The organism is Stenotrophomonas sp. YJH_SMC_6 (genome assembly GCF_059371335.1).
In genome coordinates, this window is the sequence record NZ_JCAFUM010000012.1 from 165,629 (window position 1) to 189,306 (window position 23,678).

Below are 23,678 nucleotides of genomic sequence, written 5' to 3' on the forward strand. Positions count from 1 at the left end.
CCAGCACCCAGTGAACCAGAGCGGCTACAACCCGGATCCACACCGGCATCCGGGTCTGCACGTCATCGCCCTGCTCGAAGCGAGCAAGGCGATGCTGGCGCTGTTGGCCGCCACCGGGCTGGAAGTGCTCGGACCGCAGCCGCTGCGGCACGGCATCATGGCCCTGATCCGGCGTTTCAGCCTGGATCCGGACCATGGCACCCTGCCCTCGCTGCTGCACATGATCAGTCCCGACGCGGTCCATCTGGCCGCGGCGGGGATGATCGGCTACGGCCTGCTGCACCTGGTCGAAGCCTGGGGCCTGTGGCGGGCCAAGGCCTGGGCGTCCTGGCTGGGCTGCCTGACCGCCGCCCTGTACCTGCCTTTCGACATTTTCGCGATCATCCGCCATCCCGGTTGGCCGTCATGGACGATCCTGGCGATCAACCTGATCGTGGTCTACGTCCTCGCCCGCGACCTGCGCAAGCGCCACCGCTGAGCACCGGCTACACTGGGGATTGGAGCCGACCAAGCCGCCCCATGCGCCCGTCCTTGCCGCCTCTGCTGACCTGCCTGCTCGCCGCGCTGCCGGCGCTGCTTTCGGCTGGCTGCAGCCCGGCCACGCCCAGCGCGCATGCGGCCGAACCTGCGAGCCGCAACGTGCCGTTCCCGTACGCCGAAACCGATGTCGCCGACCTGCAGGCACGGATGACTGCCGGAGATCTGGACAGCACCACCCTGACCCAGGCCTACCTGCAGCGTATCGCCGCCCTGGACCGCACCGGGCCCCGCCTGCGCGCGGTGATCGAGCTCAACCCCGACGCCCTGAAGGAAGCCGCCGCACGCGACCGCGAGCGCCGCGAAGGGCGCCTGCGTGGGCCGCTGCATGGCATCCCCCTGCTGCTGAAGGACAACATCAACGCCGCACCGATGGTCACCAGTGCCGGCTCGCTGGCCCTGCAGGGCTTCCGTCCGGACGATGCCTACCTGGTACGCCGGCTGCGCGAGGCTGGCGCCGTAGTGCTGGGCAAGACCAACCTCAGCGAGTGGGCCAACTTCCGCGGCAATGACTCCATCTCCGGCTGGAGCGCGCGCGGCGGCCAGACCCGCAACCCCTACCGCATCAGCCATTCACCGTGCGGCTCCAGCAGCGGCAGCGCGGTGGCCGTGGCCGCCAACCTGGCCAGCGTGGCGATCGGCACCGAAACCGACGGCAGCATCGTCTGCCCGGCCGCGATCAACGGCGTGGTCGGTCTGAAGCCGACGGTCGGGCTGGTCAGTCGTGATGGCATCGTGCCGATCTCCTTCAGCCAGGACACCGCCGGCCCGATGACCCGCAGCGTCGCCGATGCTGCTGCCGTGCTGACTGCGATCGCCGGCCGCGATGACGCCGATCCCGCCACCGCGACCATGCCCGGCCGTGCGGTCTACGACTACACCGCGCGCCTGGACCCGCAGGGTCTGCGCGGCAAACGCATCGGTCTGCTGCAGACGCCGCTGCTGAAGTACCGCGGCATGCCGCCGCTGATCGATCAGGCAGCGACCGAGCTGCGTCGCGCCGGCGCCGTGGTGGTGCCAGTGGAGCTGCCCAACCAGGGCGCGTGGGCCGAGGCTGAGCGCACGCTGCTGCTGTACGAATTCAAGGCCGGGCTGGAGCGCTACTTCAGCACCCACCGCGCGCCACTGCGCAGCCTGGCCGAACTGATCGCCTTCAACCAGGCGCACAGCAAGCAGGAACTGGGCCTGTTCGGCCAGGAGCTGCTGGTGGAGGCCGATGCCACCACCGGCCTGGCAGACCCTGCCTACATCCGCGCGCGCAGTGATGCGCGCCGGTTGGCCGGCCCGGAAGGCATCGATGCAGCCCTCGCCGCCCATCAGCTCGATGCGCTGGTGGCGCCGACCACCGGTGTGGCGTGGCCGATCCGCAGCGAAGGCGACGACTTTCCCGGCGAGAGCTACAGCGCCGCTGCCGTGGCCGGTTACCCCAGCCTGACCGTGCCGATGGGCCAGATCAACGGCCTTCCCGTCGGCCTGCTGTTCATGGGCACCGCCTGGAGCGAGCCGAAGCTGATCGAAATGGCCTACGCCTACGAGCAGCGCACCCGTGCGCGGCGGCCGCCACACTTTGATACCGATGCGCTGATCGACGCCGGCGAACCCTGAGCTCCGGTGACGCCGCGACATCTTGCTTCCGGTAGTGCCGGCCGCTGGCCGGCAGCTCGATCGCTCCGGCGTTGCCGGCCAGCGGCCGGCACTACCGATCCTGTGGCTCCTCCGGCACGATCGCGGCCTCACCATCTTCAGCACCTGGCGAACGCACATCCGCAGTGCGTGCACGTGGACCACGCGGCATATCCAGCTCATCTTCGTGTTGCAGCCGCGCACGCACCTGCGGCAACGACTGCGGATGCTCACGTGCGAGGAAATCGAGCATGCGTTCGCGCACCAGGCAGCGAAGATCAAAGGCATCACCGGAACTGCGCGCGCTGACCAGCAGGCGCACCTGGATCGCGCGCTCGTTGGTTTCGGTCACCTGGGTCACGCAGACGCGCCCATCCCATAGCGCCTGGCCATGGCAGATGCGCTCCAGCTCGGCACGGATCGCCGCGATCGGTGCCCGATAGTCCAGCCACAGAAACGCAGTGCCGAGCAGATCGGCACTGCGCCGCGTCCAGTTCTGGAACGGGTTCTCGATGAACCAGGTCAAGGGCACCACCATCCGCCGCTCATCCCAGATCCGCACGACCACGTAGCTGCTGCCGATCTCCTCGATGCGTCCCCACTCGCCTTCGACGATCACCACGTCGTCCAGGCGGATCGGCTGCGTCAGTGCGATCTGCAGGCCGGCGATGAGGTTGCCGAACACCGGCTTGGCGGCGATGCCCGCCACCAGCCCGATCAGGCCTGCCGACGCCAGCAGCGCCGTGCCGATCTTCTGCACCATCGGGAAGGTCAACAGCACCAGCGACGCACCGAGCACGATGATGCCGCCCATCAACACCCTGCTGAGCACGCGCGTCTGGGTCTGGATGCGGCGTGCCTCCAGGTTGTCGGAGACATCGATGGGATGGCTGCGCAGGATCGCGCGCTCGCCCGCCGCCACCGCGCGTACCAGCAGCCAGACGAAGCAGGCCATCAATGCAATGTGCAGTCCGTGCTGCAGATGGCCCAACAACGGATCCTGCAGCGGCGTCGCCTGCAAGGCGGGAATCAGCAGCAGCAGCGGCCACGCGGTGGCCAGCGGCAACCCGAGTACTCGACCGATACGCGCACGTCGGCGATCACGCCCTTTCAGCCGGTGATAGATCCACAGGATCAGCCATGCGCCTATGCCGCCCACCACTAAGGCCAATCCCAACGGCCATGCGTAGGCCTGTGCGCTCTGCCAGTGCACCGTTGCCACCTCCAGTCGGACAACCAGGTGGACAGCCTCGCGCATGGCGCATGAGCGTCACGTCAGTCGTTTGTAAGGAGGGTGTTGGTCGGCAGGGCTTGCAGCCCTGCACCTGCTACGTGCCGGAGCAACAGCCGAAGCAGAAGCAGAAGCAGAAGCAGAAGCAGAAGCGGATTTCCTGTGGGATGGCGGGGTGGGTCCGGTTGCGGGCGGCGCTGCAAGTCCCCCTCCGGGGCCCGGCCCAGCCGCCGGCGGCTGTGCGTTCGGGCGCTTGCGAAGCAGTGCTTCGCAAGCAAAGCGCCCTCACCCATGTAAGCTCGGTCGCCGCTTGCTCGTGTGCGCAGTCCTGCGCACACGGCAAGACCGGGGTTGGACGTCCTGCCCAACCCGCCCGAGGCATGCCTCGGGCCCATGCGGCTCACGCCCCGCAACCGGCCCCCCCCCCCCCGCCTTCGACAGTTTTCTGCGATCTGTCGGAACCTGCTGCTGATGGTGGGTGCCGACCGTTGGTCGGCACGGGGTCGGAGCCCATTTTGAATACTGCTATCTGACAGAAAAATCGTGTCGACCAACGGTCGACACCTACCAACAGCCGCGCATGCCAATCGCCGCAGTTACCAGTAGATCCACGCCATGCGTGGATGATTCATTCGACATCTGACAGATGTGCCGACCAACGGTCGGCACCCACCAATAGCGACCTGAACCTGTCTAAGGTGGGGCGGTGTCGGAGTGCGTGGTGTCAGCCGCATGGATGCGGCTGCCAAGCTTACAGGGACGTACTTGCAGCGTCCCCGCACTCCGACACCACCCCGCCAGCCCACGGAATGCATGCTGTTGCCGCTGCTTCGGCTTTTGCCGTTGACGTTGATTGCAGCAGGTGCAGGGCTGCAAGCCCTGCCGAAAACCCCTTACCGCACTTGCTCCTGCTTGCGCACGATCGCCATCGCGATCTCCAGCGACTGCTCGTAATTCAACCGCGGGTCCACAGTTGAGCGATACGCACGCTCCAGGTCACGCTCGGTCAGTTCGCGCGCACCACCGGTGCACTCGGTCACGTCCTCGCCGGTCAGCTCCAAGTGCACGCCACCCAGGCGCGTGCCCGCGGCCGCATGCAGATCAAACGACATTTCCACTTCGCCACGCACATTGTCGAAGCGACGCGTCTTGAAGCCATTGGCAGTGCTTTCGGTGTTGCCATGCATCGCATCGCACACCCACAGCACGCGGCGGCCATCACGCTTGACGGCATCCAGCAGCGGCGGCAGCTTCTCGGCGATCTGCGCCGCACCCATGCGGTGGATGAAGCTCAGTCGACCCGGTTCGTCGTGCGGGTTGAGCACATCGATCAGGCGCAGCAGCTGGTCCGGCGTCACCGACGGGCCGACCTTGATCGCAATCGGATTGCGCACGCCACGCAGGTATTCCACGTGCGCGCCATCGAGCGCAGCCGTGCGCATGCCGATCCACGGGTAATGCGTGCTCAGGTTCAACCAGCCCTGCTGGCGCGGCACCTGGCGGGTCAGCGCCTGCTCGTAGGGCAGCAGCAGTGCTTCATGCGAGGTATAGAAGTCGATGCGGTTGAGGTTGTGCACGCGGGCCCCGGCCAGGGTCTCCATGAAGTGCACCGCATCGCCGATCGAGGCCACCATCTTCTGGTAATCGGCCGCCAGCGGCGAGTGGCTTACCCACTCCAGGTTCCAGTATTCGGGGTGGTGCAGGTCGGCGAAACCACCGTCGATCAGCGCACGCACGAAGTTCATCGTCATCGCCGAATGCGCGTGGGCCTGCAGCATCCGCTTCGGGTCCGGCAGACGCGCTGCTTCAGTGAAAGCGGGGGCGTTGATCACATCGCCGCGGTAGCTTGGCAGGGTCACGCCGTCGCGGGTCTCGGTATCGGCCGAACGCGGCTTGGCGTACTGGCCGGCAAAGCGGCCAACGCGGATCACCGGCTGGCGCAGGCCGTGCACCAGCACCAGGCTCATCTGCAGCAGTACCTTCAGCCGGTTGGAGATGGTGCCCGATTCGCAGTCGCTGAAGTTCTCGGCGCAGTCGCCGCCCTGCAGCAGGAAGCGCTTGCCTTCCTGGGCCTCGGCCAGCTGCTGCTTCAGCGCCAGGATCTCCCATGAGGTGACCAGCGGTGGCAGCCGCTTAAGCTCGTGCAGGGCCGCCTCCAGGGCTACCGGGTCGGGATAGGTCGGCATCTGCAGCGCGGTCTTGCCCCGCCAGCTCTCCGGCGACCAGGCAGCGCCGGCGGCGGTCGCGGCGGGTTCGGGCACGGGCGGAACGGCGGACAGGCTCATTGCAGACTTCCGGGATGGGGGGCGGTCATGGTCGCAGAGCCGGCCGCCGACGCAAAGGGCCGGTCCGGCCTACCGGCTCGCCTGAACGGCAGAGAAAGGCCGACGCCAGCGGCCAGATCCTGCATGGTCAGCCGCCCGGGACAGGCGCATGATTTGTTACGGAGTAACACTTGAATGTCATGGACCGGCCCCTTCCACATCCAGCCGCCACCTCTCCCACCATGAAGCCCTCGCCCCTCGCTACCGGCATCACCTTCGCCCTGGCCCTGGCCAGCCTGCCCGCCTTCGCCTCGGCAGCCGACGCCCCCGCTTCGTCCGTCAAGGATCTGGATGCGGTCACCGTCCACGCCCAGCTCGACCAGGCCCGCAACACGCTGTCGCCGGACATCGGCAGCAGCCAGTACCAGATCACCGCCGAGGACATCCAGAAGCAGCCGCTGGGTGCCTCCGCGCCACTCAGCCAGGTACTGCTGCAGGCCCCTGGCGTGGTCCAGGACTCCTATGGCGGCGTGCATGTGCGTGGCGACCACGCCAACCTGCAGTACCGCATCAACGGCGTGCTGCTGCCCGAATCGATCTCCGGCTTCGGCCAGACCCTGGACGCGCGCACCATCAAGAGCATCCGCCTGATGGACGGCGCACTGCCGGCGCAGTTCGGCGAGCGCACCGCAGCGGTGGTCGACATCACCACCCGCAACGGTGCCGAGCTGGGCAACAGCGGCAGCGCGGGGCTGACCACCGGCTCGTTCGGCAAGATCAATCCGAACGCCTCCTGGTGGGGCAACCAGGGGCGCTGGAGCTGGTTCCTGACCGGCAACTACGACCAGCATGAGGTCGGCCTGGAGAACCCCACCAACTCGCGCAAGCCGCTGCACGACGATACTCACCAGGGAAAGGCCTTCGCCGACCTCACCTACCTGGTCAACGACAACACCCGCCTGAGTGTGTTCGCCGGTTTCGCCAACAACCGCTTCCAGATCCCGGTCAACCCGGGCCAGACGCCACAGTTCGGATATCTGGACACCACCACCTTCGACTCCAGCCAGCTGGATGAGACCCAGCGCGAGACCACCCGCTTCGGCATGCTGGTGCTGCAGGGCACGCTGGGCAGCACCGCGTACCAGCTATCGGCCGGACAGCGCTACAGCGACGTGGCGTTCAACCCGGACGTGGTGGGCGACCTGGTGTTCAGCGGCGTCGCCTCGCAGGTCCAGCGCAGCAACCGCGCCAACACCCTGCAGGCCGACTTCTCAACGCCGTTGGGCAACGACCACACGCTGCGCTATGGCCTGTACGGCAATTACGAGAACGCGCGGGCGAACAGCAACAGCTGGGTGTTCCCGGTTGATGACGGCGGCCAGCAGTCCGGCACGACACCGCTGTTGATCCCCGACCGCAGCGCGTTCCACGCCAGTACGCTGGCACTGTACGTACAGGACGAGTGGAAGATCGGCGACGACTGGACCGTGAACTACGGCCTGCGTGGCGACCGCTACAAGGCCTTCGGCCGCACCGAAGGCCAGCTCAGCCCGCGCGTGGGCGTGGTCTGGAATGCCAGCGACAGCACCACCGTGCACGCCGGCTATTCGCGCTACTTCACGCCACCGGCCAGCGAGTTGATTGCCAGCAGCGACATCGCGCTGTACGACGGCACCACCAACCAGCAGCCCAGCGGCGGCAACAACACGCCGCTGGCCGAGCGCAGCGACTACTACGACATCGGCGTCTCGCAGCAACTGGGCGAGCACCTGACCCTGGGCCTGGACGCGTATGACCGACGCGTCGCACGCCTGCAGGACGAAGGCCAGTTCGGCGCTGCCTACATCTATTCGACCTTCAACTACCGCCGTGGCCACATCCGCGGCCTGGAGTTCAGCGCCGACTACAGCAACGGTCCGTTCAGCGCCTACTTCAACGCCGCGCTGAACAAGGCCATCGGTACCGACGTCATCACCAGCCAGTACAACCTCGACCCGGAAGCGCTGGCCTATGTGGCCGACCACTGGATCCACCTCGACCACGACCAGAAGCTGACATCATCGGGTGGTCTCAGCTACGCCTTCGCCGGACACAACCGGATCGGTGCCAACTACGTGTTCGGCAGCGGCCTGCGTTCGGACATCGAAGGCGTACCCAACGGCGGCGAGCTGCCGTCGTACCTGCAGGTGAACCTCAGCGCCGGGCACGACTTCAATGCCGACAGCGGCCATCCGTTGCACGTCCAACTGGCCGTGATCAACGCACTGGATCGCGGCTACCAGCTGCGCGACGGTGGCGGTGTCGGCGTCTTCGCCCCGCAGTGGGGACCGCGCCGAGGTGCTTACCTGAGCCTGCAGCAGGACTTCTGAGGTAGTGCCGGCCGCTGGCCGGCATCCTCACGGTGTGCCGGCCAGCGGCCGGCACTACCCTTCGTCAACGATTGGGGTCAGAGCCCTTTGCGATGCCAAGGGACCCGACCCCGTTTCGCTTTCAGCGCTTGACCTTGCCCAGCGACACCACCAGCGCCCACAACGCCAGCAGCACGAACCACACGCCCGACCACATCGGCATGGTCAGGCCCAGGAAGGTCCAGTCGATGTTGCCGCAGTTGCCGGTACCGGTCAGTACCGTGCGGAATACTTCCAGCGGCCCCATGGTCTCGCTCAGGAACGCCAGCGGCGGGCCACAGGTGGAGCCCATTTCCGGCGGCAGCATCTGCACGTAGACGTGGCGCGCGGCGATGCCGGCACCCACTGCGGCGGCAATGAACGCCAGCACGCCATAGGTCGCGCGTCCCGGGCGGTTGGAGGGCCCGTGCAGCGCACCGATCAGGAACAGCAGGCCGAGCGCGGCAAAGGCCAGGCGCTGGAAGATGCACAGCGGACACGGCTCCAGGCCCATCTTCAACTGCAGGAAGATCGCGTAGCCAAGCAGGCCCGCGCAGATCAGGAAGCCCAGCAAGAACTGGGCGCGGAAGGGCCAGCGCAGTGGATTCATCGTCAACGCTCAAATGGATCAGGCGCCAAGCGTAACCGAGAGTGCGTGCCATTCGAACCGCCACAGGTGACGCCTGTCGGAACGGTGCGGGTCAGATCCCAGTGCGAATGCAAAGGGCTCTGGCCTGCGGTGCTGCCTGCCCGGGGTCAGGGTCCTTTCCTACGGAAAGGGATCCGAGCCCTGGAAACGCAAAAGCCCGGCAGAGGCCGGGCTTTCGCTGTGTCGCGTTGGAGCGGTCCGATTACTCGGCCACTTCCTCGGCCACGACCGGACGATCAACCAGCTCGACGTAGGCCATCGGCGCGTTGTCGCCGGCGCGGAAGCCGCACTTCAGCAGGCGCAGGTAGCCGCCCGGACGGTTCGCGTAGCGCGGGCCCAGGATGGTGAACAGGTTGCCCACGGCTTCGTTGTCGCGCAGGCGGGCGAAGGCCAGACGGCGGTTGGCGACGGAGTCGACCTTGGCCAGGGTGATCAGCGGCTCGGCAACGCGGCGCAGTTCCTTGGCCTTCGGCAGGGTGGTCTTGATCAGCTCGTGCTTGAACAGCGAGGCGGCCATGTTCTTGAACATCGCTTCGCGGTGGGCGCTGGTGCGGCTGAACTTACGGCCAGACTTCTGGTGACGCATGGTGATATTCCTTGGTTAATGATGTGGCTGTGTGGATCGTTGTCGCCATCCTGGCGTTGCTGCGCGGACTGCGGATGGTCCTGGCCGCCCGTCCTGGACGACCTGCCGCGCGAACCTGCGGTTCGTCATGGCATGGTGTGTTGCGTTGAAGGCCCCACCGCGAACGGTGGAGCCTTCAGGCATTACCGATATCAGCCCAGCATGCCGTGGCTGGCGACACCGGCCGGCGGCCAGTTCTCCAGCTTCATGCCGAGCGACAGGCCGCGCTGAGCCAGCACTTCCTTGATCTCGGTGAGCGACTTCTTGCCCAAGTTCGGGGTCTTCAGCAGCTCCACTTCGGTCTTCTGGATCAGATCGCCGATGTAGTAGATGCTTTCAGCCTTCAGGCAGTTGGCCGAACGCACGGTCAGCTCCAGATCGTCGATCGGGCGCAGCAGCACCGGATCCACGCCGTTGTTTGCCGGCTTGGCCGCACCGCGGTCGCGGTGGGTGAAGTCACCGAACACCGACAGCTGGTCGCTGAGGATGTCGGCGGCGGTGCGCACGGCTTCCTCGGCGTCGATGGTGCCGTTGGTCTCGATATCGATGACCAGCTTGTCCAGGTCGGTACGCTGTTCGACGCGGGCCGCTTCCACGGCATAGGCGACGCGGCGGACCGGCGAGAACGAGGCATCCAAGACCAGGCGGCCGATGGCACGGGTTTCTTCGTCCGGACGACGACGCGCGGCAGCCGGCTGGTAGCCGAAACCACGTTCGATCTTCAGACGCATGTTGATTGCCGTGTCCTTGGTCAGGTGGCAGATCACATGGTCGCCGTTCAGGATCTCCACATTGTGGTCGACCTTGATGTCGGCAGCGGTGACAACGCCCGGGCCCTGCTTGGACAGGGACAGGGTGGCGCTGTCGCCGGAGTGCATACGGATGGCCACGTCCTTGAGGTTCAGCAGGACTTCGAGCACGTCCTCCTGCAGACCTTCGACCGTGGTGTACTCATGCAACACGCCGTCGATTTCGACTTCCGTGATGGCGAAGCCCGGGATGGACGACAGCAGCACGCGACGCAGGGCATTACCCAGCGTATGCCCGTAACCCCGCTCCAAAGGTTCGATAACGACCTTTGCACGGGTGTCGGTAAGGCGTTCGATCTGCGGACCGCGAGGACGCAGAACCTGGTTGGCGGTAACCGTCATGTTGCGGGTTCTCCTAGTGAACCCCCGGCCGTCGCCGGGGGCTCTCCAATGTGAATTACTTCGAATACAGCTCGACGATCAGCGCTTCGTTGATGTCCGCAGGCAGATCCGAACGATCCGGAACAGCCTTGAAGATGCCGGTGAACTTGCCGGAATCCACTTCAACCCACGACGGGCTCAGGTCATGCTGGGCGGCGACGGTCAGGGCTTCCTGGACGCGCAGCTGCTTGGCAGCCTTTTCAGACAGAGCGATGGCGTCGCCAGCCTTGACCTGGTACGAAGCCAGGTTGACCGACTTGCCATTCACGGTGACGCCGCGGTGCGACACCAGCTGACGGGCAGCCGGACGGGTCACGGCGAAGCCCATGCGGTAGACGACGTTGTCCAGGCGGGTTTCCAGCAGCTGCAGCAGGTTCTCGCCGGTGTTGCCCTTCTTGGTCGAGGCCTTCTTGTAGTAGTTGCGGAACTGACGCTCCAGCAGGCCGTAGATACGCTTGACCTTCTGCTTTTCACGCAGCTGGGTGGCGTAGTCGGACAGCTTGCCCTTGCGGGCAGTGGCGCCGTGCTGGCCGGGCTTCTGCTCCAGCTTGCACTTCGAGTCCAGCGCACGCGCCGGGCTCTTCAGGGACAGGTCGGCGCCTTCGCGACGGGCGAGCTTACAGGTAGGACCGATATAACGAGCCATTTCTTATCGCTCCCTTTAGACGCGACGCTTCTTCGGCGGACGGCACCCGTTGTGCGGGATAGGCGTCACGTCGATGATGTTGGTGATCTTGTAGCCGACGTTGTTCAACGAACGCACGGCCGACTCACGGCCCGGACCCGGGCCCTTGATGCGGACTTCCAGCGACTTCACGCCGTAGTCCAGCGCAGCACGACCGGCCTTTTCAGCGGCCACCTGGGCAGCGAACGGGGTCGACTTGCGCGAACCGCGGAAGCCAGCGCCACCGGAGGTCGCCCACGACAGCGCGTTGCCCTGACGGTCGGTGATGGTGACGATGGTGTTGTTGAACGAAGCGTGGACGTGGGCAACGCCGTCGGTGACGACGCGCTTGATCTTCTTCTTGGTCTTAGCAGCGGGCTTAGCCATTTCTCAGTCCCTTACTTCTTGATCGCCTTGCGCGGACCCTTGCGGGTGCGGGCGTTGGTACGGGTGCGCTGGCCACGCAGCGGGAGGCCACGACGGTGACGCAGGCCGCGGTAGCAGCCCAGGTCCATCAGGCGCTTGATCGCGATGCCGATCTCACGGCGCAGATCGCCTTCCACGATGTACTTGCCGACTTCGGCGCGCAGGCGCTCGATTTCCGGCTCCGACAGATCGCGGATCTTGGTGGTCGAAGCAACGCCTGCGACTTCGCAGACCTTCTTCGAACGGGTACGGCCGATGCCGTAAATGCTTTGCAACCCGACCCAGACATGCTTCTGGGCTGGCAGGTTGACGCCTGCAATACGCGCCATGACGCGGTTCTCCAGCTGAGTGATGGCCGACAGCGCGCCTCGGGCACGCCAATCCGGCAGGATGGATCAAAAAAGTGAACTAGCGATACTAACAAGGTTCCGGTTTACATGGAAGCCCGTGAAACCATTGGTTTCATGAACCCGGCCTGGGGAGTGTGCCCAGGCTCCGGCGCCGGATGGGGTTGGACCTGGGGTTTCCCCCGGGGCCGCCCGCGCTACTCCAGCGCGGGACCACCCCATCACACCCCCACCCGGAACCGCTGCGGGGGCCGCCCTTCGTTTGTGTGGCCGGAGTCCGCGAAGCGGAGGGACCATCACGTCAGGAAGACGAAAGTATAACAGGCCAATCAGCCGCGGGCAAAACCGCCGCGGTTGCCGCCCTTCAGGTTGGCCTTCTTCAGCAGGCTCTCGTACTGGTGGGACATCAGGTGCGCCTGCACCTGGGCGATGAAGTCCATCACCACCACCACCACGATCAGCAGCGAAGTACCACCGAAGTAGAACGAGGCGTTCAGCTGCGTGCGCATCAGTTCCGGCAGCAGGCAGACGATCACCAGGTAGGCCGAGCCGGCTGCGGTCAGGCGGGTCAGCACGCCGTCGATGTAATCGGCGGTGGCCTTGCCCGGACGGATGCCCGGAATCAGCGCGCCCGACTTCTTCAGGTTGTCGGCGGTTTCCTGCGAGTTGAACACCAGCGCGGTATAGAAGAACGCGAAACCGGTGATCAGCGCAGCGAACACGATCATGTGCAGCGGCTCGCCCGGGCCGAGAGCATTGGCCACCTTCTGCAGGACCTGGCCGAAGCTGCTCTGGTTGGCAGCCTGGCCGGACCACATGGCCAGGGTGGCCGGGAAGGCCAGCAGGCTCGAGGCGAAGATCGCCGGGATGACGCCGGCCATGTTGAGCTTCAGCGGCAGGAACGAGGTCTGGTTCATGTACGCGTTGCGACCGCCCTGGCGGCGCGCGTAGTTGACCGTGATCCGGCGCTGGCCACGCTCGACGAACACCACGAAGAAGGTGAAGGCGAGCACGACGATGGCGATCAGCAGCAGCTGGATGAACTGGATGTTGCCGTCGCGGTAGGCGTCGAAGGTGTGGATGATCGCACCCGGCAGGCCTGCGACGATACCGGCGAAGATGATCAGCGACACGCCGTTGCCGATACCGCGCTCGGTGACCTGCTCACCGACCCACATCAGGAACATGGTGCCGGCGGTCAGCGCGACCACGGCGGTGAGCACGAAGCCCATGCCCGGCGCGTACACGACCGGAGCGCCCGACGGCGAGACCTGGCCCTGCAGGGCCAGCGCGATCGAGCCACCCTGCACCACTGCCAGCAGCACGGCGCCGATGCGCGAATACTGGGTGATCTTGCGGCGGCCGGACTCACCTTCCTTCTGCATCGCCTTCAGGGCGGGGAAGATGTGCACGGCCAGCTGCATCACGATCGATGCCGAGATGTACGGCATCACGTTCAGCGCGAAGATGCTGAAACGGTGCAGGGCGCCGCCCGAGAACATGTTGAACATGTCCACGATGCCGCCGCCCTGCTGTTGCATCATGGCAAGCATGGCATCGGGATTGACGCCCGGCACCGGCACGTAGCAGCCGATGCGATAGACGATCAAAGCCCCGACGACGAACAGCAAACGTTGGCGAAGTTCAGTGAACTTGCCCATTCCGCCCGCGAGGTTACCGATGCCAGCTTGCGCCATGATTTTCTTACTCCGTTACGCTGCCGCCGGCAGCTTCGATCGCGGCCTTGGCACCCGCCGTGGCAGCAATACCCTTCAGGGTGAACGCCTTGGTCACTTCGCCCTTGACGACGACCTTGGCCTTCTTGGCAGTGCTCGGGACCAGCTTGGCAGCACGCAGGGCGGCGAAGTCGATCTCACCGGCCGGCAGCTTGTCCAGCGCGTACAGCAGCACTTCAGCGGTGTCCTTGGCGATCGGCGAACGGAAGCCGATCTTCGGCAGACGACGCTGCATGGGGGTCTGGCCGCCTTCGAAGCCAGCCTTGATCTTGCCGCCACCCTTGCGGGCGAACGAACCCTTGTGGCCGCGGCCGGCAGTCTTGCCCAGGCCCGAGCCGATACCGCGACCGACGCGGGTACGCTCGGTGCGGGCGCCCGGTGCCGGGCTCAGTTCATTGAGACGCAGAGTCATGGTCGATTACTCCTCAACCTGGACGAGGTACTGAACCTTGTTGATCAGGCCGCGCACCTGCGGGCTGTCCTTCAGTTCACGCACATCGTTGAGCTTGTTCAGGCCCAGGGCACGCACCGACAGGCGGTGACGCGACTGGGTGCCACGCAGGCCACGCACCAGGCGGACCTTGACAGTCTTGTTGGACTCATTAGCCATGGTTGAGTTCCTCCACCTTCTTGCCGCGCTTGGCCGCGATGCGGGCCGGCGACTGCGCAGCAGACAGGCCCTTCACGGTGGCACGCACCAGGTTGATCGGGTTGCGCGAACCGGTGGCCTTGGCCAGCACGTTCTTCACGCCAACCGCTTCCAGCACGGCGCGCATGGCACCGCCGGCGATGACGCCGGTACCTTCCGAAGCCGGCTGCATGAACACGCGGGCTGCGCCGTGACCATCCTTGATGGTGTGCCACAGGGTGCCGTTGTTCAGGTCAACGCTGACCAGGTTCTTGCGGGCCTGTTCCATCGACTTCTGGATGGCGACCGGCACTTCGCGGGCCTTGCCATAACCGAAACCGACCTTGCCTTCGCCGTCGCCGACAACGGTCAGGGCGGTGAAGGTGAACTGGCGGCCACCCTTGACGGTCTTGCTGACGCGGTTGACCGCGACCAGCTTTTCGATCATGCCGTCGTCGATCTTCTCTTCGCGGTTACGGTCGCGATCGCGACCCCGCTGCTGACGCTCTTCTGCCATGTTGATTCCTTGGTTGTTTGGGTATGTACGGCTCGAAGCCGCTTATGGTTGTGGCGTGACGCGGCGTTCCGGTGGGCCGCTGCAGAAGAGCGGCGCCGTCCAGCCTCACTCAGGCTGGCGAGCAGGCAGGCAGGAGGCCAATGGCCCCCTGCCCTTGTCCCTTAGAACTGCAGGCCGGCTTCGCGGGCCGCTTCTGCCAGGGCCTTGATGCGGCCGTGGTAGCGGTAGCCCGAACGATCGAAGGCAACCTTCTCGACGCCGGCGGCCTTGGCGCGCTCGGCGACGATGCGGCCAACCTTGGCGGCGGCATCGGCGTTCTTGCCGTTCTTCAGGCCTTCCATGACGTCGGTCTGGGTGGTGTTGGCGGCAGCCAGCACCTTGGAACCGTCGGCGGTGAAGACCTGGGCGTACAGGTGCTGACCGGTGCGCAGCACCGACAGGCGGGCGACGCCGAGCTCACGGATGTGGGCGCGGGTCGACTTGGCGCGACGCAGGCGGGCGATGTTCTTGTTCATTTTGATTATTCCTTGAAAGCTGAAGGAAGAGCTTTTCCCTGAGAAGTCCGCACAGGGATGTGCGGGCTCTTGCGAGGGACTCGCGCTTATGCCTTCTTGGCTTCCTTACGGATGATGACTTCGTCGGAGTACTTCACGCCCTTGCCCTTGTACGGCTCCGGCTTGCGGAACGCACGGATCTTGGCGGCAACTTCACCGACGACCTGCTTGTCAGCGCCCTGGACCAGGATCTCGGTCTGGGTCGGGGTCGACAGGGTGATGCCTTCCGGCGCCACGAACACGACCGGGTGCGAGAAGCCCAGCGACAGGCTCAGGTCCTTGCCCTGCATGGCAGCGCGGTAACCCACGCCGACCAGCTCCAGCTTGCGCTCGAAGCCTTCGGACACGCCCTTGACCATGTTGGACAGGATCGCACGCACGGTACCGGTCAGTGCGACCAGGTCGGCGTTCTCGGTGCTCAGGGTGGCAACGCCGTTGTCGACGTTGATGGCAATACCGGCCGGCTTGGCCAGCGACAGGGTGCCCTTCGGGCCCTTGGCGGTGACGCTGTCCGACTGGACGTTCAGTTCAACCTTACCCAGGTCGATCGGCTTCTTGGCTACGCGGGACATAGTTCTACTCCTTTCGCCTTAGGCCACGAAGCACAGGACTTCGCCGCCGACGCCCAGCTGGCGCGCCTGCGCATCAGTCATGATGCCCTTGGAGGTGGAAATGATGGAGATACCCAGGCCGTTCATGACCTTCGGCAGCTCGCTCTTGCCGCGGTACTGGCGCAGGCCCGAACGCGAGAAGCGCTTCAGGGTCGCGATGACCGGCTTGCCTTCGAAATACTTCAGCACGATTTCCAGCTCGGACTTGTTGTTTTCCAGCTGGGTCACGCGCAGGTCGGTGATGTAACCCTCGTCCTTCAGGACCTGGGCAATCGCAACCTTGATCTTGGACGACGGGGCTTTCACCGTCTGCTTGCCAACCGCGGCCGCATTCTTGATGCGGACCAGCAGGTCGGCGATGGGATCAGTCATGCTCATATGAGTACCTTTGAGTGCACCGATATCCGCTTTCGCGAAAATCTGTTGTCTCCTGGAAACGGGCCAGGTCCCTTGTTGCAGTGGGCCGGAAGCCCACTCCTACAACCCCGTCTGCACAGGGCAAGACGCGGGAGTATACGCCAAAAGAGCCCGGCTTGCGCCGGGCTCTTCGGTTTTTTTGCGTCGGGAAAGCTGAATGCCTCCCCTGCCCGGTTCAGGAACCCCCGAAGGGGCTCCTGATCGCAGGGCCGGCTGGGATTACCAGCTGGCCTTGCGCAGACCCGGGACGTCGCCACGCATGGTGGCTTCACGCAGCTTGTTACGGCCCAGGCCGAACTTGCTGTAGACGCCACGCGGACGACCCGACAGCTCGCAACGGTTGCGCTGGCGGCTCGGCGACGAATCGCGCGGCAGCTTGGCCAGCTTGGTTGCGGCGTCGATCTTCTCTTCGTAGGTCGCGTCCACGGAGGACACGATCTTCTTCAGAGCTGCACGCTTTTCAGCGTACTTCTTTGCCAGCTTTTCCCGCTTGATGTCGCGGTTGACCATGGAGGTCTTTGCCATTTCGGTTTCCTCGACAGATCAGTTACGGAACGGGAACTTGAACGCTGCCAGCAGCGCCTTCGCTTCCGCGTCGGTCTTCGCAGTGGTGGTGATGGCGATATCCATACCGCGGATCGCGTCGACGGCGTCGAAGTCGATTTCCGGGAAGATGATCTGCTCCTTCACACCCATGTTGAAGTTGCCGCGGCCGTCGAAGGAACGACCGGAAACACCACGGAAGTCGCGCACGCGCGGCAGCGAGATGTTGATCAGGCGATCCAGGAACTCGTACATCTTGTGGCGACGCAGCGTGGTCTTGCAGCCGATCGGCCAACCATCGCGGATCTTGAACGACGCAACCGACACACGCGACTTGGTGACAACCGGCTTCTGGCCGGAAATCTTGGTCATGTCGCCGACGGCGTTTTCCAGGATCTTCTTGTTGGTGGCCGCTTCGCCGACACCCATGTTCAGGGTGACCTTGACCAGCTTCGGCACTTCCATCGGATTGGTGTAGCCGAACTGCTTCATCAGCGCCGGCACCACTTCGTCCTTGTAGAACTTTTCGAGACGGGAACTCATCTTCTCATTCCTCAGGCGTCGAGCGCCTCACCGCTGGAGCGGAACACACGCAGTTTGCGTCCATCCTCCAGCACCTTGAAGCCAACGCGTTCGCCCTTGCCCGAAGCCGGGTTCAGAACATTCACGTTGGAGATATGGATCGAAGCTTCGCGCTCGACCACGCCGCCGGCAACACCTGCCTGCGGGTTCGGCTTGGTGTGGCGCTTGACGATGTTCACGTTGGCGACGACCACACGGTCGCCGTCGACGCGGACGACTTCGCCCTGCTTGCCCTTGTCCTTGCCAGCGTTGACGACAACCTGGTCGCCCTTCTTGATACGGTTAGCCATGATTATCTCCTGTCGCTCACAGCACTTCGGGAGCGAGCGAGACGATCTTCATGAACTTCTCCGAACGAAGTTCACGGGTCACCGGCCCGAAGATACGGGTACCGATCGGCTCCTGCTTGCTGTTCAGCAGAACGGCAGCGTTGCCGTCGAAGCGGATCAGCGAGCCGTCGGCGCGACGCACACCCTTGCGGGTACGCACCACGACGGCGTCATACACTTCACCCTTCTTGACCTTGCCGCGCGGAATCGCATCCTTCACGGTGACCTTGATGATGTCGCCGATGCCGGCGTAACGGCGCTTGGAACCACCCAGCACCTTGAAGCACATCACCTGCTTGGCACCCGAATTGTCCGCGACGTCAAGGTAGCTCTGCATCTGGATCATGATTCAGCTCCTTATTCAGCCGCGCGCGTGATGACTTCCACCACGCGCCAGTTCTTGGTCTTGGACATCGGAGCAATCTCGGTCACGCGGACGACATCGCCTTCCTTGCAGGCGTTGTCGGCATCGTGGGCGTGCAGCTTCGTCGAGCGCTTGATGTACTTGCCGTACAGCGCGTGCTTGACCTGACGCTCAACCAGGACGGTAACCGTCTTGTCCATCTTGTTGCTGACGACACGGCCTTCGACCGTGCGCAGCGTCTTCTTTTCAGTATTGTCGCTCATAGCGGCCATCCTTACTTCGTGCTGCCGAGCAGGGTCTTGACGCGAGCAATCTCGCGACGGACCCGGCGAATGTCGTGGGTCTTCGGCAGCTGGCCGGTGACCTGCTGCATACGGACAGAGAACTGTTCCTTACGCAGGTCGATCAGGTGGGCCTTGAGTTCGTCAGCCGACTTTTCACGGAGAGTTTTGATATCCATCAGCGCACCGTACGGGTCACGAAAGTGGTGGTGACCGAGAGCTTGGCGGCGGCCAGGCGGAACGCCTCGCGAGCCACTTCCTCGGAAACACCCTCGATTTCATAGATCATGCGGCCGGGCTGGATCTGGGCCACCCAGTATTCCACGTTACCCTTACCAGAACCCATTCGGACTTCGATGGGCTTCTTGGTGATGGGCTTGTCGGGGAACACGCGGATCCACATCTTGCCGCCGCGCTTGACGTAGCGGCTGATCGAGCGGCGGGCCGCTTCGATCTGACGCGCGGTCAGCTGACCGTGTGCAGTTGCCTTCAGGCCGTATTCGCCGAAGCTGACAGCGTTGGCGCTCCAGCTCAGGCCATCGTTACGGCCCTTGTGTACCTTGCGGTACTTGGTTCGCTTGGGTTGCAACATTGTCGTTACCTCGCTTCACGGGCCGGGCGCTGACGGTCACCACGGTCGCCGCGATCGTGACGATCGTTGCGCGACGGGGTGTCGTCCTGCTTTTCCTGGCCAACCTGGGAGAAATCGAAGACCTCGCCCTTGTAGATCCAGACCTTGATGCCGATGATGCCGTAGGTCGTCTTGGCTTCAGCGAAGCCATAGTCGATGTCGGCACGCAGGGTGTGCAGCGGCACGCGGCCTTCGCGGTACCACTCCGAACGGGCGATTTCTGCACCGTTGAGGCGGCCACCCACGTTGACCTTGATGCCCAGGGCACCCAGGCGCATCGCGTTGCCGACCGAGCGCTTCATTGCGCGGCGGAACATGATGCGACGCTCCAGCTGCTGGGCGATCGACTCGGCAACGAGCTGCGCGTCCAGTTCCGGCTTGCGCACTTCGGTGACGTTGATGTGCGCCGGGACGCCCATCATCTCGCTCACTTCCTTGCGCAGCTTCTCGATGTCCTCACCGCGCTTGCCGATCACCACGCCCGGACGGGCGGTGTGGATCGTCACGCGAGCGGTCTTGGCCGGACGCTCGATCAGGATCTTGCTGATGCCGGCCTGAGCCAGCTTCTTGCGCAGCATTTCGCGCACTTTCAGGTCGGCTGCCAGGTAACCAGCGAACTCGGCCTTGTTGGCGTACCACTTGGAGTTCCAGTCCTTGGAAATGCCGAGGCGGATACCAATCGGATGAACTTTATGACCCATGGTCTTTTCCTTATCCGCTTACTTGGCGGCGCCCACAACCACAGTGATGTGGCTGGTGCGCTTGAGGATGCGGGTACCGCGGCCTTTCGCCCGCGCCATGAAACGCTTCAGGGTCGGACCTTCATCAACCATGATGGTCTGAACCTTCAGCTCGTCGACGTCGGCGCCCTGGTTGTTCTCGGCGTTGGCAATAGCCGACTCCACCACCTTCTTGATCAGGTGGGCAGCCTTCTTGTCCGAGAACTTCAGCAGGTTGACCGCACGCTCGGCCGGCAGACCGCGCACCTGGTCAGCGACCAGACGAGCCTTCTGCGGGGAGATGCGCGCAGTGCGCAGGATGGCTTTCGCTTCCATTGTCATCTCTCCTTACTTGCCCGACTTCTTGTCACCACCGTGACCCTTGAAGGTCCGGGTGATGGCAAATTCGCCGAGCTTGTGGCCGACCATGTTCTCGTTGACGAGAACCGGGATGTGGTTCTTGCCGTTATGCACGGCAATGGTGACGCCTACCATGTCAGGCAGGATCATCGAACGGCGCGACCAGGTCTTGATCGGCTTCTTGCTGCCCGCAGCGGCCTCCACCTTCTTGACGAGGTGGTGATCGACGAACGGGCCCTTCTTGAGTGAACGTGCCATGGTCGATTAGCCCCTACGATCGCGGACGATGAACTGCTGAGTGCGCTTGTTATGGCGCGTCTTGTAACCCTTGGTCGGGACACCCCACGGGGTGACCGGATGCGGGTTACCCTGGCCGGCCTTCGCCTCACCACCACCGTGCGGGTGGTCAACCGGGTTCATGGCAGCACCACGAACGGTCGGGCGGACGCCGCGCCAACGCTTGGCACCGGCCTTGCCCAGCTTTTCCAGGCTGTGCTCGTCGTTGCCGACTTCGCCGATGGTGGCGCAGCACTCGACCGGAACCTTACGCATTTCACCCGAGCGCAGGCGCAGGGTGGCGTAGATGCCTTCGCGAGCCACCAGCTGCACGGCCGCACCAGCGGCGCGAGCGATCTGAGCGCCCTTGCCCGGCTTCAGTTCGATGCAGTGGATGGTGGTGCCGACCGGGATGTTGCGCAGCGGCAGGGTGTTGCCAGCCTTGATCGGGGCATCCGAACCAGCGATCACCTGATCACCGGCCTTCAGGCCCTTCGGGGCGATGATGTAGCGACGCTCACCGTCGACGTAGCACAGCAGAGCGATGTGCGCGGTGCGGTTCGGATCGTATTCGATGCGTTCCACGCGCGCCGGGATGCCCAGCTTGTTGCGCTTGAAGTCGATGATGCGGTAGTGCTGCTTGGCACCACCACCGACGTGACGCACGGTGATGCGGCCATGGTGGTTACGACCACCCGAGCGGCTCTGCGACTCGACCAGCGCAGCGTGCGGAGCACCCTTGTGCAGGTCGGGAGTGACCACGCGCACGGCCGAACGGCGGCCGGGGGAAGTGGGCTTGAATTTCATCAATGGCATGGGATGTACCTCAGGCCTTGGCCGTTACATCGATCGACTGGCCATCGGCCAGGCGAACGTACGCCTTGCGCCAATCGCCGCGGCGGCCAGCACGGTTACGGAAGGACTTGTTCTTGCCCTTGACGTTGACCACGTTGACGGCTTCGACCTTGACGTCGAACAGCTGCTCAACCGCGGCCTTTACATCGGCCTTGGTGGCTTCGTTCGAAACTTCGAAGACATACTGGTTGGAGAGTTCCTGCAGGCGCGCGGTCTTTTCGGAGACACGCGGGGCACGCAGCACGCTGAAGATTTTTTCGTTGCTGTTCATGCCAGCCACTCCTCGACCTTCTTGACCGCGTCAGCGGTGATGACGACCGTGTCGGCACCCACCAGCGAGACCGGATCCAGACCCTGGACGTCACGCACCTGCACGTACGGCAGATTGCGGGCGGACAGGTACAGGTGCTCGGACGCTTCTTCGGTGACGATCAGCGGGCGCTTGCCCACTTCCAGGCCGGCCAGCTTGGCGATCAGACCCTTCGTGTTGGTCACTTCGACGTCGAAGGACTCCACGATGGTCAGACGGCCCTGACGGTTCAGCTCGGACAGGATCGCGCACATGGCGGCACGGTACTGCTTACGATTGACCTTCTGCTCGAAGCTGCGCGGCTTGGCCGCGAAGGTGACACCGCCGCCGACGAAGATCGGAGCCGTCAGTGCGCCATGACGCGCGCCGCCGCCCTTCTGCTTCTTCGACTTCTTGGTGGTACCAGCCACTTCGGAGCGAGTCTTCTGTGCCTTGGTGCCGGCGCGACCGGCGTTGCGGTAGGCAACGACGACCTGGTGGACCAGATCTTCGCTGAAATCGCGACCGAACACGGCGTCGGAGACCGAGACCTTGTTGTTGCTACCCGTGATAACGAGTTCCATCGTCATCTCTCCTTATGCCTTGCTCGCCGGACGGACGATCACGTCGCCACCCGCCGCGCCCGGAACGGCGCCGCGAACGGCGATCAGACCGCGCTCGACGTCGACCTTGACCACTTCCAGGTTCTGGGTGCTCTGCTGCACCGCACCCATGTGGCCCGACATCTTCTTGCCCGGGAAAACGCGACCCGGGGTCTGGCGCTGACCCAGCGAACCCGGCGCGCGATGCGACAGCGAGTTACCGTGGGTTGCATCGCCCATACGGAAGTTGTGGCGCTTGATGGTGCCCTGGAAGCCCTTACCCTTGGTGACACCCTGGACGTCGACGATCTGGCCGACTTCGAAGATGTCCGCCTTGACTTCGCCGCCAACGGCGAAATCGCCGAGCTGCGCGTCTTCAACGCGGAATTCCCACAGGCCACGACCCGCTTCCACCTTCGCCTTGGCGAAGTGGCCGGCTTCCGGCTTGTTGACCAGGGCAGCGCGACGCGCGCCGACGGTCACCTGCACGGCGCTGTAGCCGTCGGTTTCGACGGTCTTGATCTGCGCGATGCGGTTCGGGGTTGCTTCGATCAGGGTCACCGGGATGGAGCGGCCATCTTCAGTGAACACGCGGCTCATGCCAGCCTTGCGGCCCACGAAGCCCAACGAATACTTCTTCGTCATGGTCGTAGTCCTCAGGTCAGCTTGATCTGAACGTCGACGCCGGCAGCCAGTTCGAGCTTCATCAGCGCGTCCACGGTCTTGTCATTCGGGTCAACGATATCGAGCACGCGCTTGTGCGTGCGGGTCTCGTACTGGTCACGCGCGTCCTTGTCGACGTGCGGGGAAACGAGAACGGTGTAACGCTCGATCTTGGTCGGCAGCGGGATCGGGCCACGCACTTGCGCGCCGGTCCGCTTTGCCGTTTCAACGATCTCGCTGGCCGAACGGTCGATCAGACGATGATCGAACGCTTTCAGCCGGATCCGGATCTTTTGGTCCGCCATGGCGGTAGGTTCCTTCGTTAAAAGAGCGACAGACAAAGCCTCTGGGTTGCTTTGCCCCATGAAATTCCTGAATACGGACGGCCCGCACTCCTGCAGGCCGCCAAGGTCAATCCATAGACCTCAAAAACGTAGGCAGACCAGTTTCCCGGCCTGCCCAGACGTAGAAGCATAATGGCACGCAAGGCAGCTGTCAACAGTCGCCTGTTGACGCCGCCTGAATGGCATTGACCCTTCCTGGTCCGGGGAACACAAGGCACATCCTGTGCCTGCTTTCCCATTTGATACGCCCCGATGCCCTACCCAGGCAACATCGGGGCGCAGATACTACCAGATTACTCGATGATCTTCGAGACCACGCCGGCGCCGACGGTACGGCCGCCTTCGCGGATGGCGAAGCGCAGGCCTTCGTCCATTGCCACCGGGTTGATCAGGGTGACGACCATCTTGACGTTGTCACCCGGCATCACCATTTC

Annotated in this window: 34 protein-coding genes; 3 read left to right on the forward strand and 31 right to left on the reverse strand. The window is 64.3% G+C overall.

Annotation, left to right across the window (positions count from 1 at the left end):
* The first annotated feature begins 10 nt into the window (after positions 1 to 10).
* Together AC5P9N_RS15140 and AC5P9N_RS15145 are read left to right on the forward strand one after the other, a co-directional pair.
* Positions 11 to 478 (forward strand): DUF2127 domain-containing protein, encoded by a 468-nt coding sequence (locus AC5P9N_RS15140; protein WP_005408223.1) that lies wholly within the window; start codon positions 11 to 13, stop codon positions 476 to 478.
* 41 nt (positions 479 to 519) lie between these two features.
* Positions 520 to 2,142, forward strand: a complete 1,623-nt coding sequence (locus tag AC5P9N_RS15145; protein ID WP_043033752.1) for an amidase — start codon at positions 520 to 522, stop codon at positions 2,140 to 2,142.
* Positions 2,143 to 2,233: 91 nt separating this feature from the next.
* Here AC5P9N_RS15145 and AC5P9N_RS15150 read toward each other — a convergent pair whose 3' ends face one another.
* Positions 2,234 to 3,418 carry a mechanosensitive ion channel family protein gene (locus AC5P9N_RS15150; protein WP_049460346.1) on the reverse strand — a complete coding sequence of 395 codons (1,185 nt, stop codon included), beginning with the start codon at positions 3,416 to 3,418 and terminating at the stop codon, positions 2,234 to 2,236.
* Positions 3,419 to 4,284: 866 nt separating this feature from the next.
* A complete protein-coding gene (locus AC5P9N_RS15155; RefSeq protein WP_099472630.1) occupies positions 4,285 to 5,676 on the reverse strand; it encodes a class II 3-deoxy-7-phosphoheptulonate synthase in 1,392 nt (463 codons plus the stop codon).
* 221 nt (positions 5,677 to 5,897) lie between these two features.
* Here AC5P9N_RS15155 and AC5P9N_RS15160 point away from each other — a divergent pair, with 221 nt between their 5' ends.
* Entirely contained in the window at positions 5,898 to 8,024 is a 2,127-nt protein-coding gene (locus tag AC5P9N_RS15160) for a TonB-dependent receptor (RefSeq protein ID WP_099484322.1), read from the forward strand.
* Positions 8,025 to 8,145: 121 nt separating this feature from the next.
* Here the strand turns inward: AC5P9N_RS15160 and AC5P9N_RS15165 are convergent, their stop codons facing one another.
* The 29 genes from AC5P9N_RS15165 to AC5P9N_RS15305 form a co-directional block, all read right to left on the reverse strand.
* On the reverse strand, positions 8,146 to 8,652 hold the full coding sequence (locus AC5P9N_RS15165) for a disulfide bond formation protein B (RefSeq protein ID WP_005412342.1): 507 nt from the start codon (positions 8,650 to 8,652) through the stop codon (positions 8,146 to 8,148).
* A 241-nt stretch (positions 8,653 to 8,893) separates the two neighbouring features.
* Positions 8,894 to 9,277 (reverse strand): 50S ribosomal protein L17, encoded by a 384-nt coding sequence (rplQ, locus tag AC5P9N_RS15170; RefSeq protein ID WP_005408217.1) that lies wholly within the window; start codon positions 9,275 to 9,277, stop codon positions 8,894 to 8,896.
* A 191-nt stretch (positions 9,278 to 9,468) separates the two neighbouring features.
* The gene (locus AC5P9N_RS15175) at positions 9,469 to 10,467 is read right to left on the reverse strand and encodes a DNA-directed RNA polymerase subunit alpha (RefSeq protein ID WP_005408216.1); all 999 of its coding nucleotides are present in this window, start codon (positions 10,465 to 10,467) and stop codon (positions 9,469 to 9,471) included.
* Between the two features lie 55 nt (positions 10,468 to 10,522).
* Positions 10,523 to 11,152, reverse strand: a complete 630-nt coding sequence (gene rpsD / locus AC5P9N_RS15180; RefSeq protein WP_004145446.1) for a 30S ribosomal protein S4 — start codon at positions 11,150 to 11,152, stop codon at positions 10,523 to 10,525.
* A 15-nt stretch (positions 11,153 to 11,167) separates the two neighbouring features.
* Complete coding sequence (gene rpsK, locus AC5P9N_RS15185) at positions 11,168 to 11,557, reverse strand: 30S ribosomal protein S11 (RefSeq protein WP_004145443.1); 390 nt, start codon at positions 11,555 to 11,557, stop codon at positions 11,168 to 11,170.
* Between the two features lie 11 nt (positions 11,558 to 11,568).
* Complete coding sequence (rpsM, locus tag AC5P9N_RS15190; protein WP_004154500.1) at positions 11,569 to 11,925, reverse strand: 30S ribosomal protein S13; 357 nt, start codon at positions 11,923 to 11,925, stop codon at positions 11,569 to 11,571.
* A 347-nt stretch (positions 11,926 to 12,272) separates the two neighbouring features.
* A complete protein-coding gene (gene secY, locus AC5P9N_RS15195) occupies positions 12,273 to 13,640 on the reverse strand; it encodes a preprotein translocase subunit SecY (RefSeq protein ID WP_005408215.1) in 1,368 nt (455 codons plus the stop codon).
* Positions 13,641 to 13,647: 7 nt separating this feature from the next.
* Entirely contained in the window at positions 13,648 to 14,091 is a 444-nt protein-coding gene (gene rplO / locus AC5P9N_RS15200) for a 50S ribosomal protein L15 (protein ID WP_004154498.1), read from the reverse strand.
* Between the two features lie 6 nt (positions 14,092 to 14,097).
* Complete coding sequence (gene rpmD / locus AC5P9N_RS15205; RefSeq protein ID WP_005408214.1) at positions 14,098 to 14,289, reverse strand: 50S ribosomal protein L30; 192 nt, start codon at positions 14,287 to 14,289, stop codon at positions 14,098 to 14,100.
* Entirely contained in the window at positions 14,282 to 14,824 is a 543-nt protein-coding gene (gene rpsE / locus AC5P9N_RS15210; protein ID WP_005408213.1) for a 30S ribosomal protein S5, read from the reverse strand. The genes rpmD and rpsE overlap by 8 nt, the downstream gene beginning before the upstream one ends.
* A gap of 161 nt (positions 14,825 to 14,985) precedes the next feature.
* The gene (rplR, locus tag AC5P9N_RS15215; protein WP_024957318.1) at positions 14,986 to 15,345 is read right to left on the reverse strand and encodes a 50S ribosomal protein L18; all 360 of its coding nucleotides are present in this window, start codon (positions 15,343 to 15,345) and stop codon (positions 14,986 to 14,988) included.
* An 80-nt stretch (positions 15,346 to 15,425) separates the two neighbouring features.
* On the reverse strand, positions 15,426 to 15,950 hold the full coding sequence (rplF, locus tag AC5P9N_RS15220) for a 50S ribosomal protein L6 (protein WP_005408211.1): 525 nt from the start codon (positions 15,948 to 15,950) through the stop codon (positions 15,426 to 15,428).
* Positions 15,951 to 15,968: 18 nt separating this feature from the next.
* The gene (rpsH, locus tag AC5P9N_RS15225) at positions 15,969 to 16,367 is read right to left on the reverse strand and encodes a 30S ribosomal protein S8 (RefSeq protein WP_005408210.1); all 399 of its coding nucleotides are present in this window, start codon (positions 16,365 to 16,367) and stop codon (positions 15,969 to 15,971) included.
* 258 nt (positions 16,368 to 16,625) lie between these two features.
* Positions 16,626 to 16,931 (reverse strand): 30S ribosomal protein S14, encoded by a 306-nt coding sequence (gene rpsN / locus AC5P9N_RS15230; protein WP_005408209.1) that lies wholly within the window; start codon positions 16,929 to 16,931, stop codon positions 16,626 to 16,628.
* A gap of 18 nt (positions 16,932 to 16,949) precedes the next feature.
* Positions 16,950 to 17,492, reverse strand: coding sequence for a 50S ribosomal protein L5 (gene rplE / locus AC5P9N_RS15235; RefSeq protein WP_004154491.1), 543 nt, complete (start codon positions 17,490 to 17,492; stop codon positions 16,950 to 16,952).
* 11 nt (positions 17,493 to 17,503) lie between these two features.
* Positions 17,504 to 17,821, reverse strand: a complete 318-nt coding sequence (rplX, locus tag AC5P9N_RS15240; protein WP_004154490.1) for a 50S ribosomal protein L24 — start codon at positions 17,819 to 17,821, stop codon at positions 17,504 to 17,506.
* A 16-nt stretch (positions 17,822 to 17,837) separates the two neighbouring features.
* Entirely contained in the window at positions 17,838 to 18,206 is a 369-nt protein-coding gene (rplN, locus tag AC5P9N_RS15245) for a 50S ribosomal protein L14 (RefSeq protein WP_004145357.1), read from the reverse strand.
* Positions 18,207 to 18,217: 11 nt separating this feature from the next.
* A complete protein-coding gene (gene rpsQ, locus AC5P9N_RS15250) occupies positions 18,218 to 18,487 on the reverse strand; it encodes a 30S ribosomal protein S17 (protein ID WP_004154489.1) in 270 nt (89 codons plus the stop codon).
* An 11-nt stretch (positions 18,488 to 18,498) separates the two neighbouring features.
* Positions 18,499 to 18,684, reverse strand: a complete 186-nt coding sequence (gene rpmC, locus AC5P9N_RS15255; RefSeq protein ID WP_004154487.1) for a 50S ribosomal protein L29 — start codon at positions 18,682 to 18,684, stop codon at positions 18,499 to 18,501.
* On the reverse strand, positions 18,684 to 19,097 hold the full coding sequence (gene rplP / locus AC5P9N_RS15260) for a 50S ribosomal protein L16 (RefSeq protein ID WP_004154486.1): 414 nt from the start codon (positions 19,095 to 19,097) through the stop codon (positions 18,684 to 18,686). The genes rpmC and rplP overlap by 1 nt, the downstream gene beginning before the upstream one ends.
* A gap of 5 nt (positions 19,098 to 19,102) precedes the next feature.
* Positions 19,103 to 19,837, reverse strand: a complete 735-nt coding sequence (gene rpsC / locus AC5P9N_RS15265) for a 30S ribosomal protein S3 (protein ID WP_004145350.1) — start codon at positions 19,835 to 19,837, stop codon at positions 19,103 to 19,105.
* Positions 19,838 to 19,855: 18 nt separating this feature from the next.
* Positions 19,856 to 20,191 carry a 50S ribosomal protein L22 gene (gene rplV, locus AC5P9N_RS15270; protein ID WP_004145348.1) on the reverse strand — a complete coding sequence of 112 codons (336 nt, stop codon included), beginning with the start codon at positions 20,189 to 20,191 and terminating at the stop codon, positions 19,856 to 19,858.
* Positions 20,192 to 20,203: 12 nt separating this feature from the next.
* On the reverse strand, positions 20,204 to 20,473 hold the full coding sequence (gene rpsS, locus AC5P9N_RS15275; protein WP_004154485.1) for a 30S ribosomal protein S19: 270 nt from the start codon (positions 20,471 to 20,473) through the stop codon (positions 20,204 to 20,206).
* Positions 20,474 to 20,479: 6 nt separating this feature from the next.
* The gene (gene rplB, locus AC5P9N_RS15280; protein WP_004145339.1) at positions 20,480 to 21,307 is read right to left on the reverse strand and encodes a 50S ribosomal protein L2; all 828 of its coding nucleotides are present in this window, start codon (positions 21,305 to 21,307) and stop codon (positions 20,480 to 20,482) included.
* Positions 21,308 to 21,317: 10 nt separating this feature from the next.
* A complete protein-coding gene (gene rplW / locus AC5P9N_RS15285) occupies positions 21,318 to 21,617 on the reverse strand; it encodes a 50S ribosomal protein L23 (RefSeq protein ID WP_004145338.1) in 300 nt (99 codons plus the stop codon).
* Positions 21,614 to 22,219, reverse strand: coding sequence for a 50S ribosomal protein L4 (gene rplD / locus AC5P9N_RS15290; protein WP_004145337.1), 606 nt, complete (start codon positions 22,217 to 22,219; stop codon positions 21,614 to 21,616). Before rplD ends, rplW begins: the two co-directional genes overlap by 4 nt.
* Before the next feature lie 12 nt (positions 22,220 to 22,231).
* Positions 22,232 to 22,882 (reverse strand): 50S ribosomal protein L3, encoded by a 651-nt coding sequence (rplC, locus tag AC5P9N_RS15295; RefSeq protein WP_004145336.1) that lies wholly within the window; start codon positions 22,880 to 22,882, stop codon positions 22,232 to 22,234.
* 11 nt (positions 22,883 to 22,893) lie between these two features.
* Complete coding sequence (gene rpsJ, locus AC5P9N_RS15300) at positions 22,894 to 23,205, reverse strand: 30S ribosomal protein S10 (RefSeq protein WP_005408208.1); 312 nt, start codon at positions 23,203 to 23,205, stop codon at positions 22,894 to 22,896.
* A 332-nt stretch (positions 23,206 to 23,537) separates the two neighbouring features.
* A partial coding sequence (locus AC5P9N_RS15305) for an EF-Tu C-terminal domain-related protein (RefSeq protein WP_487247787.1) occupies positions 23,538 to 23,678 on the reverse strand: 141 nt, incomplete at its 5' end.

What these genes read in the sequence shown, in the direction of transcription:
- AC5P9N_RS15145 (WP_043033752.1), top strand. Translation starts at nt 520, where the DNA reads ATGCGCCCGTCCTTGCCGCCTCTGCTGACCTGCCTGCTCGCCGCGCTG.
- AC5P9N_RS15150 (WP_049460346.1), bottom strand. Translation starts at nt 3,418, where the DNA reads ATGCGCGAGGCTGTCCACCTGGTTGTCCGACTGGAGGTGGCAACGGTG.
- AC5P9N_RS15155 (WP_099472630.1), bottom strand. Translation starts at nt 5,676, where the DNA reads ATGAGCCTGTCCGCCGTTCCGCCCGTGCCCGAACCCGCCGCGACCGCC.
- AC5P9N_RS15160 (WP_099484322.1), top strand. Translation starts at nt 5,898, where the DNA reads ATGAAGCCCTCGCCCCTCGCTACCGGCATCACCTTCGCCCTGGCCCTG.
- AC5P9N_RS15165 (WP_005412342.1), bottom strand. Translation starts at nt 8,652, where the DNA reads ATGAATCCACTGCGCTGGCCCTTCCGCGCCCAGTTCTTGCTGGGCTTC.
- rplQ (WP_005408217.1), bottom strand. Translation starts at nt 9,277, where the DNA reads ATGCGTCACCAGAAGTCTGGCCGTAAGTTCAGCCGCACCAGCGCCCAC.
- AC5P9N_RS15175 (WP_005408216.1), bottom strand. Translation starts at nt 10,467, where the DNA reads ATGACGGTTACCGCCAACCAGGTTCTGCGTCCTCGCGGTCCGCAGATC.
- rpsD (WP_004145446.1), bottom strand. Translation starts at nt 11,152, where the DNA reads ATGGCTCGTTATATCGGTCCTACCTGTAAGCTCGCCCGTCGCGAAGGC.
- rpsK (WP_004145443.1), bottom strand. Translation starts at nt 11,557, where the DNA reads ATGGCTAAGCCCGCTGCTAAGACCAAGAAGAAGATCAAGCGCGTCGTC.
- rpsM (WP_004154500.1), bottom strand. Translation starts at nt 11,925, where the DNA reads ATGGCGCGTATTGCAGGCGTCAACCTGCCAGCCCAGAAGCATGTCTGG.
- secY (WP_005408215.1), bottom strand. Translation starts at nt 13,640, where the DNA reads ATGGCGCAAGCTGGCATCGGTAACCTCGCGGGCGGAATGGGCAAGTTC.
- rplO (WP_004154498.1), bottom strand. Translation starts at nt 14,091, where the DNA reads ATGACTCTGCGTCTCAATGAACTGAGCCCGGCACCGGGCGCCCGCACC.
- rpmD (WP_005408214.1), bottom strand. Translation starts at nt 14,289, where the DNA reads ATGGCTAATGAGTCCAACAAGACTGTCAAGGTCCGCCTGGTGCGTGGC.
- rpsE (WP_005408213.1), bottom strand. Translation starts at nt 14,824, where the DNA reads ATGGCAGAAGAGCGTCAGCAGCGGGGTCGCGATCGCGACCGTAACCGC.
- rplF (WP_005408211.1), bottom strand. Translation starts at nt 15,950, where the DNA reads ATGTCCCGCGTAGCCAAGAAGCCGATCGACCTGGGTAAGGTTGAACTG.
- rpsH (WP_005408210.1), bottom strand. Translation starts at nt 16,367, where the DNA reads ATGAGCATGACTGATCCCATCGCCGACCTGCTGGTCCGCATCAAGAAT.
- rpsN (WP_005408209.1), bottom strand. Translation starts at nt 16,931, where the DNA reads ATGGCAAAGACCTCCATGGTCAACCGCGACATCAAGCGGGAAAAGCTG.
- rplE (WP_004154491.1), bottom strand. Translation starts at nt 17,492, where the DNA reads ATGAGTTCCCGTCTCGAAAAGTTCTACAAGGACGAAGTGGTGCCGGCG.
- rplX (WP_004154490.1), bottom strand. Translation starts at nt 17,821, where the DNA reads ATGGCTAACCGTATCAAGAAGGGCGACCAGGTTGTCGTCAACGCTGGC.
- rplN (WP_004145357.1), bottom strand. Translation starts at nt 18,206, where the DNA reads ATGATCCAGATGCAGAGCTACCTTGACGTCGCGGACAATTCGGGTGCC.
- rpsQ (WP_004154489.1), bottom strand. Translation starts at nt 18,487, where the DNA reads ATGAGCGACAATACTGAAAAGAAGACGCTGCGCACGGTCGAAGGCCGT.
- rpmC (WP_004154487.1), bottom strand. Translation starts at nt 18,684, where the DNA reads ATGGATATCAAAACTCTCCGTGAAAAGTCGGCTGACGAACTCAAGGCC.
- rplP (WP_004154486.1), bottom strand. Translation starts at nt 19,097, where the DNA reads ATGTTGCAACCCAAGCGAACCAAGTACCGCAAGGTACACAAGGGCCGT.
- rpsC (WP_004145350.1), bottom strand. Translation starts at nt 19,837, where the DNA reads ATGGGTCATAAAGTTCATCCGATTGGTATCCGCCTCGGCATTTCCAAG.
- rplV (WP_004145348.1), bottom strand. Translation starts at nt 20,191, where the DNA reads ATGGAAGCGAAAGCCATCCTGCGCACTGCGCGCATCTCCCCGCAGAAG.
- rpsS (WP_004154485.1), bottom strand. Translation starts at nt 20,473, where the DNA reads ATGGCACGTTCACTCAAGAAGGGCCCGTTCGTCGATCACCACCTCGTC.
- rplB (WP_004145339.1), bottom strand. Translation starts at nt 21,307, where the DNA reads ATGCCATTGATGAAATTCAAGCCCACTTCCCCCGGCCGCCGTTCGGCC.
- rplW (WP_004145338.1), bottom strand. Translation starts at nt 21,617, where the DNA reads ATGAACAGCAACGAAAAAATCTTCAGCGTGCTGCGTGCCCCGCGTGTC.
- rplD (WP_004145337.1), bottom strand. Translation starts at nt 22,219, where the DNA reads ATGGAACTCGTTATCACGGGTAGCAACAACAAGGTCTCGGTCTCCGAC.
- rplC (WP_004145336.1), bottom strand. Translation starts at nt 22,882, where the DNA reads ATGACGAAGAAGTATTCGTTGGGCTTCGTGGGCCGCAAGGCTGGCATG.
- rpsJ (WP_005408208.1), bottom strand. Translation starts at nt 23,205, where the DNA reads ATGGCGGACCAAAAGATCCGGATCCGGCTGAAAGCGTTCGATCATCGT.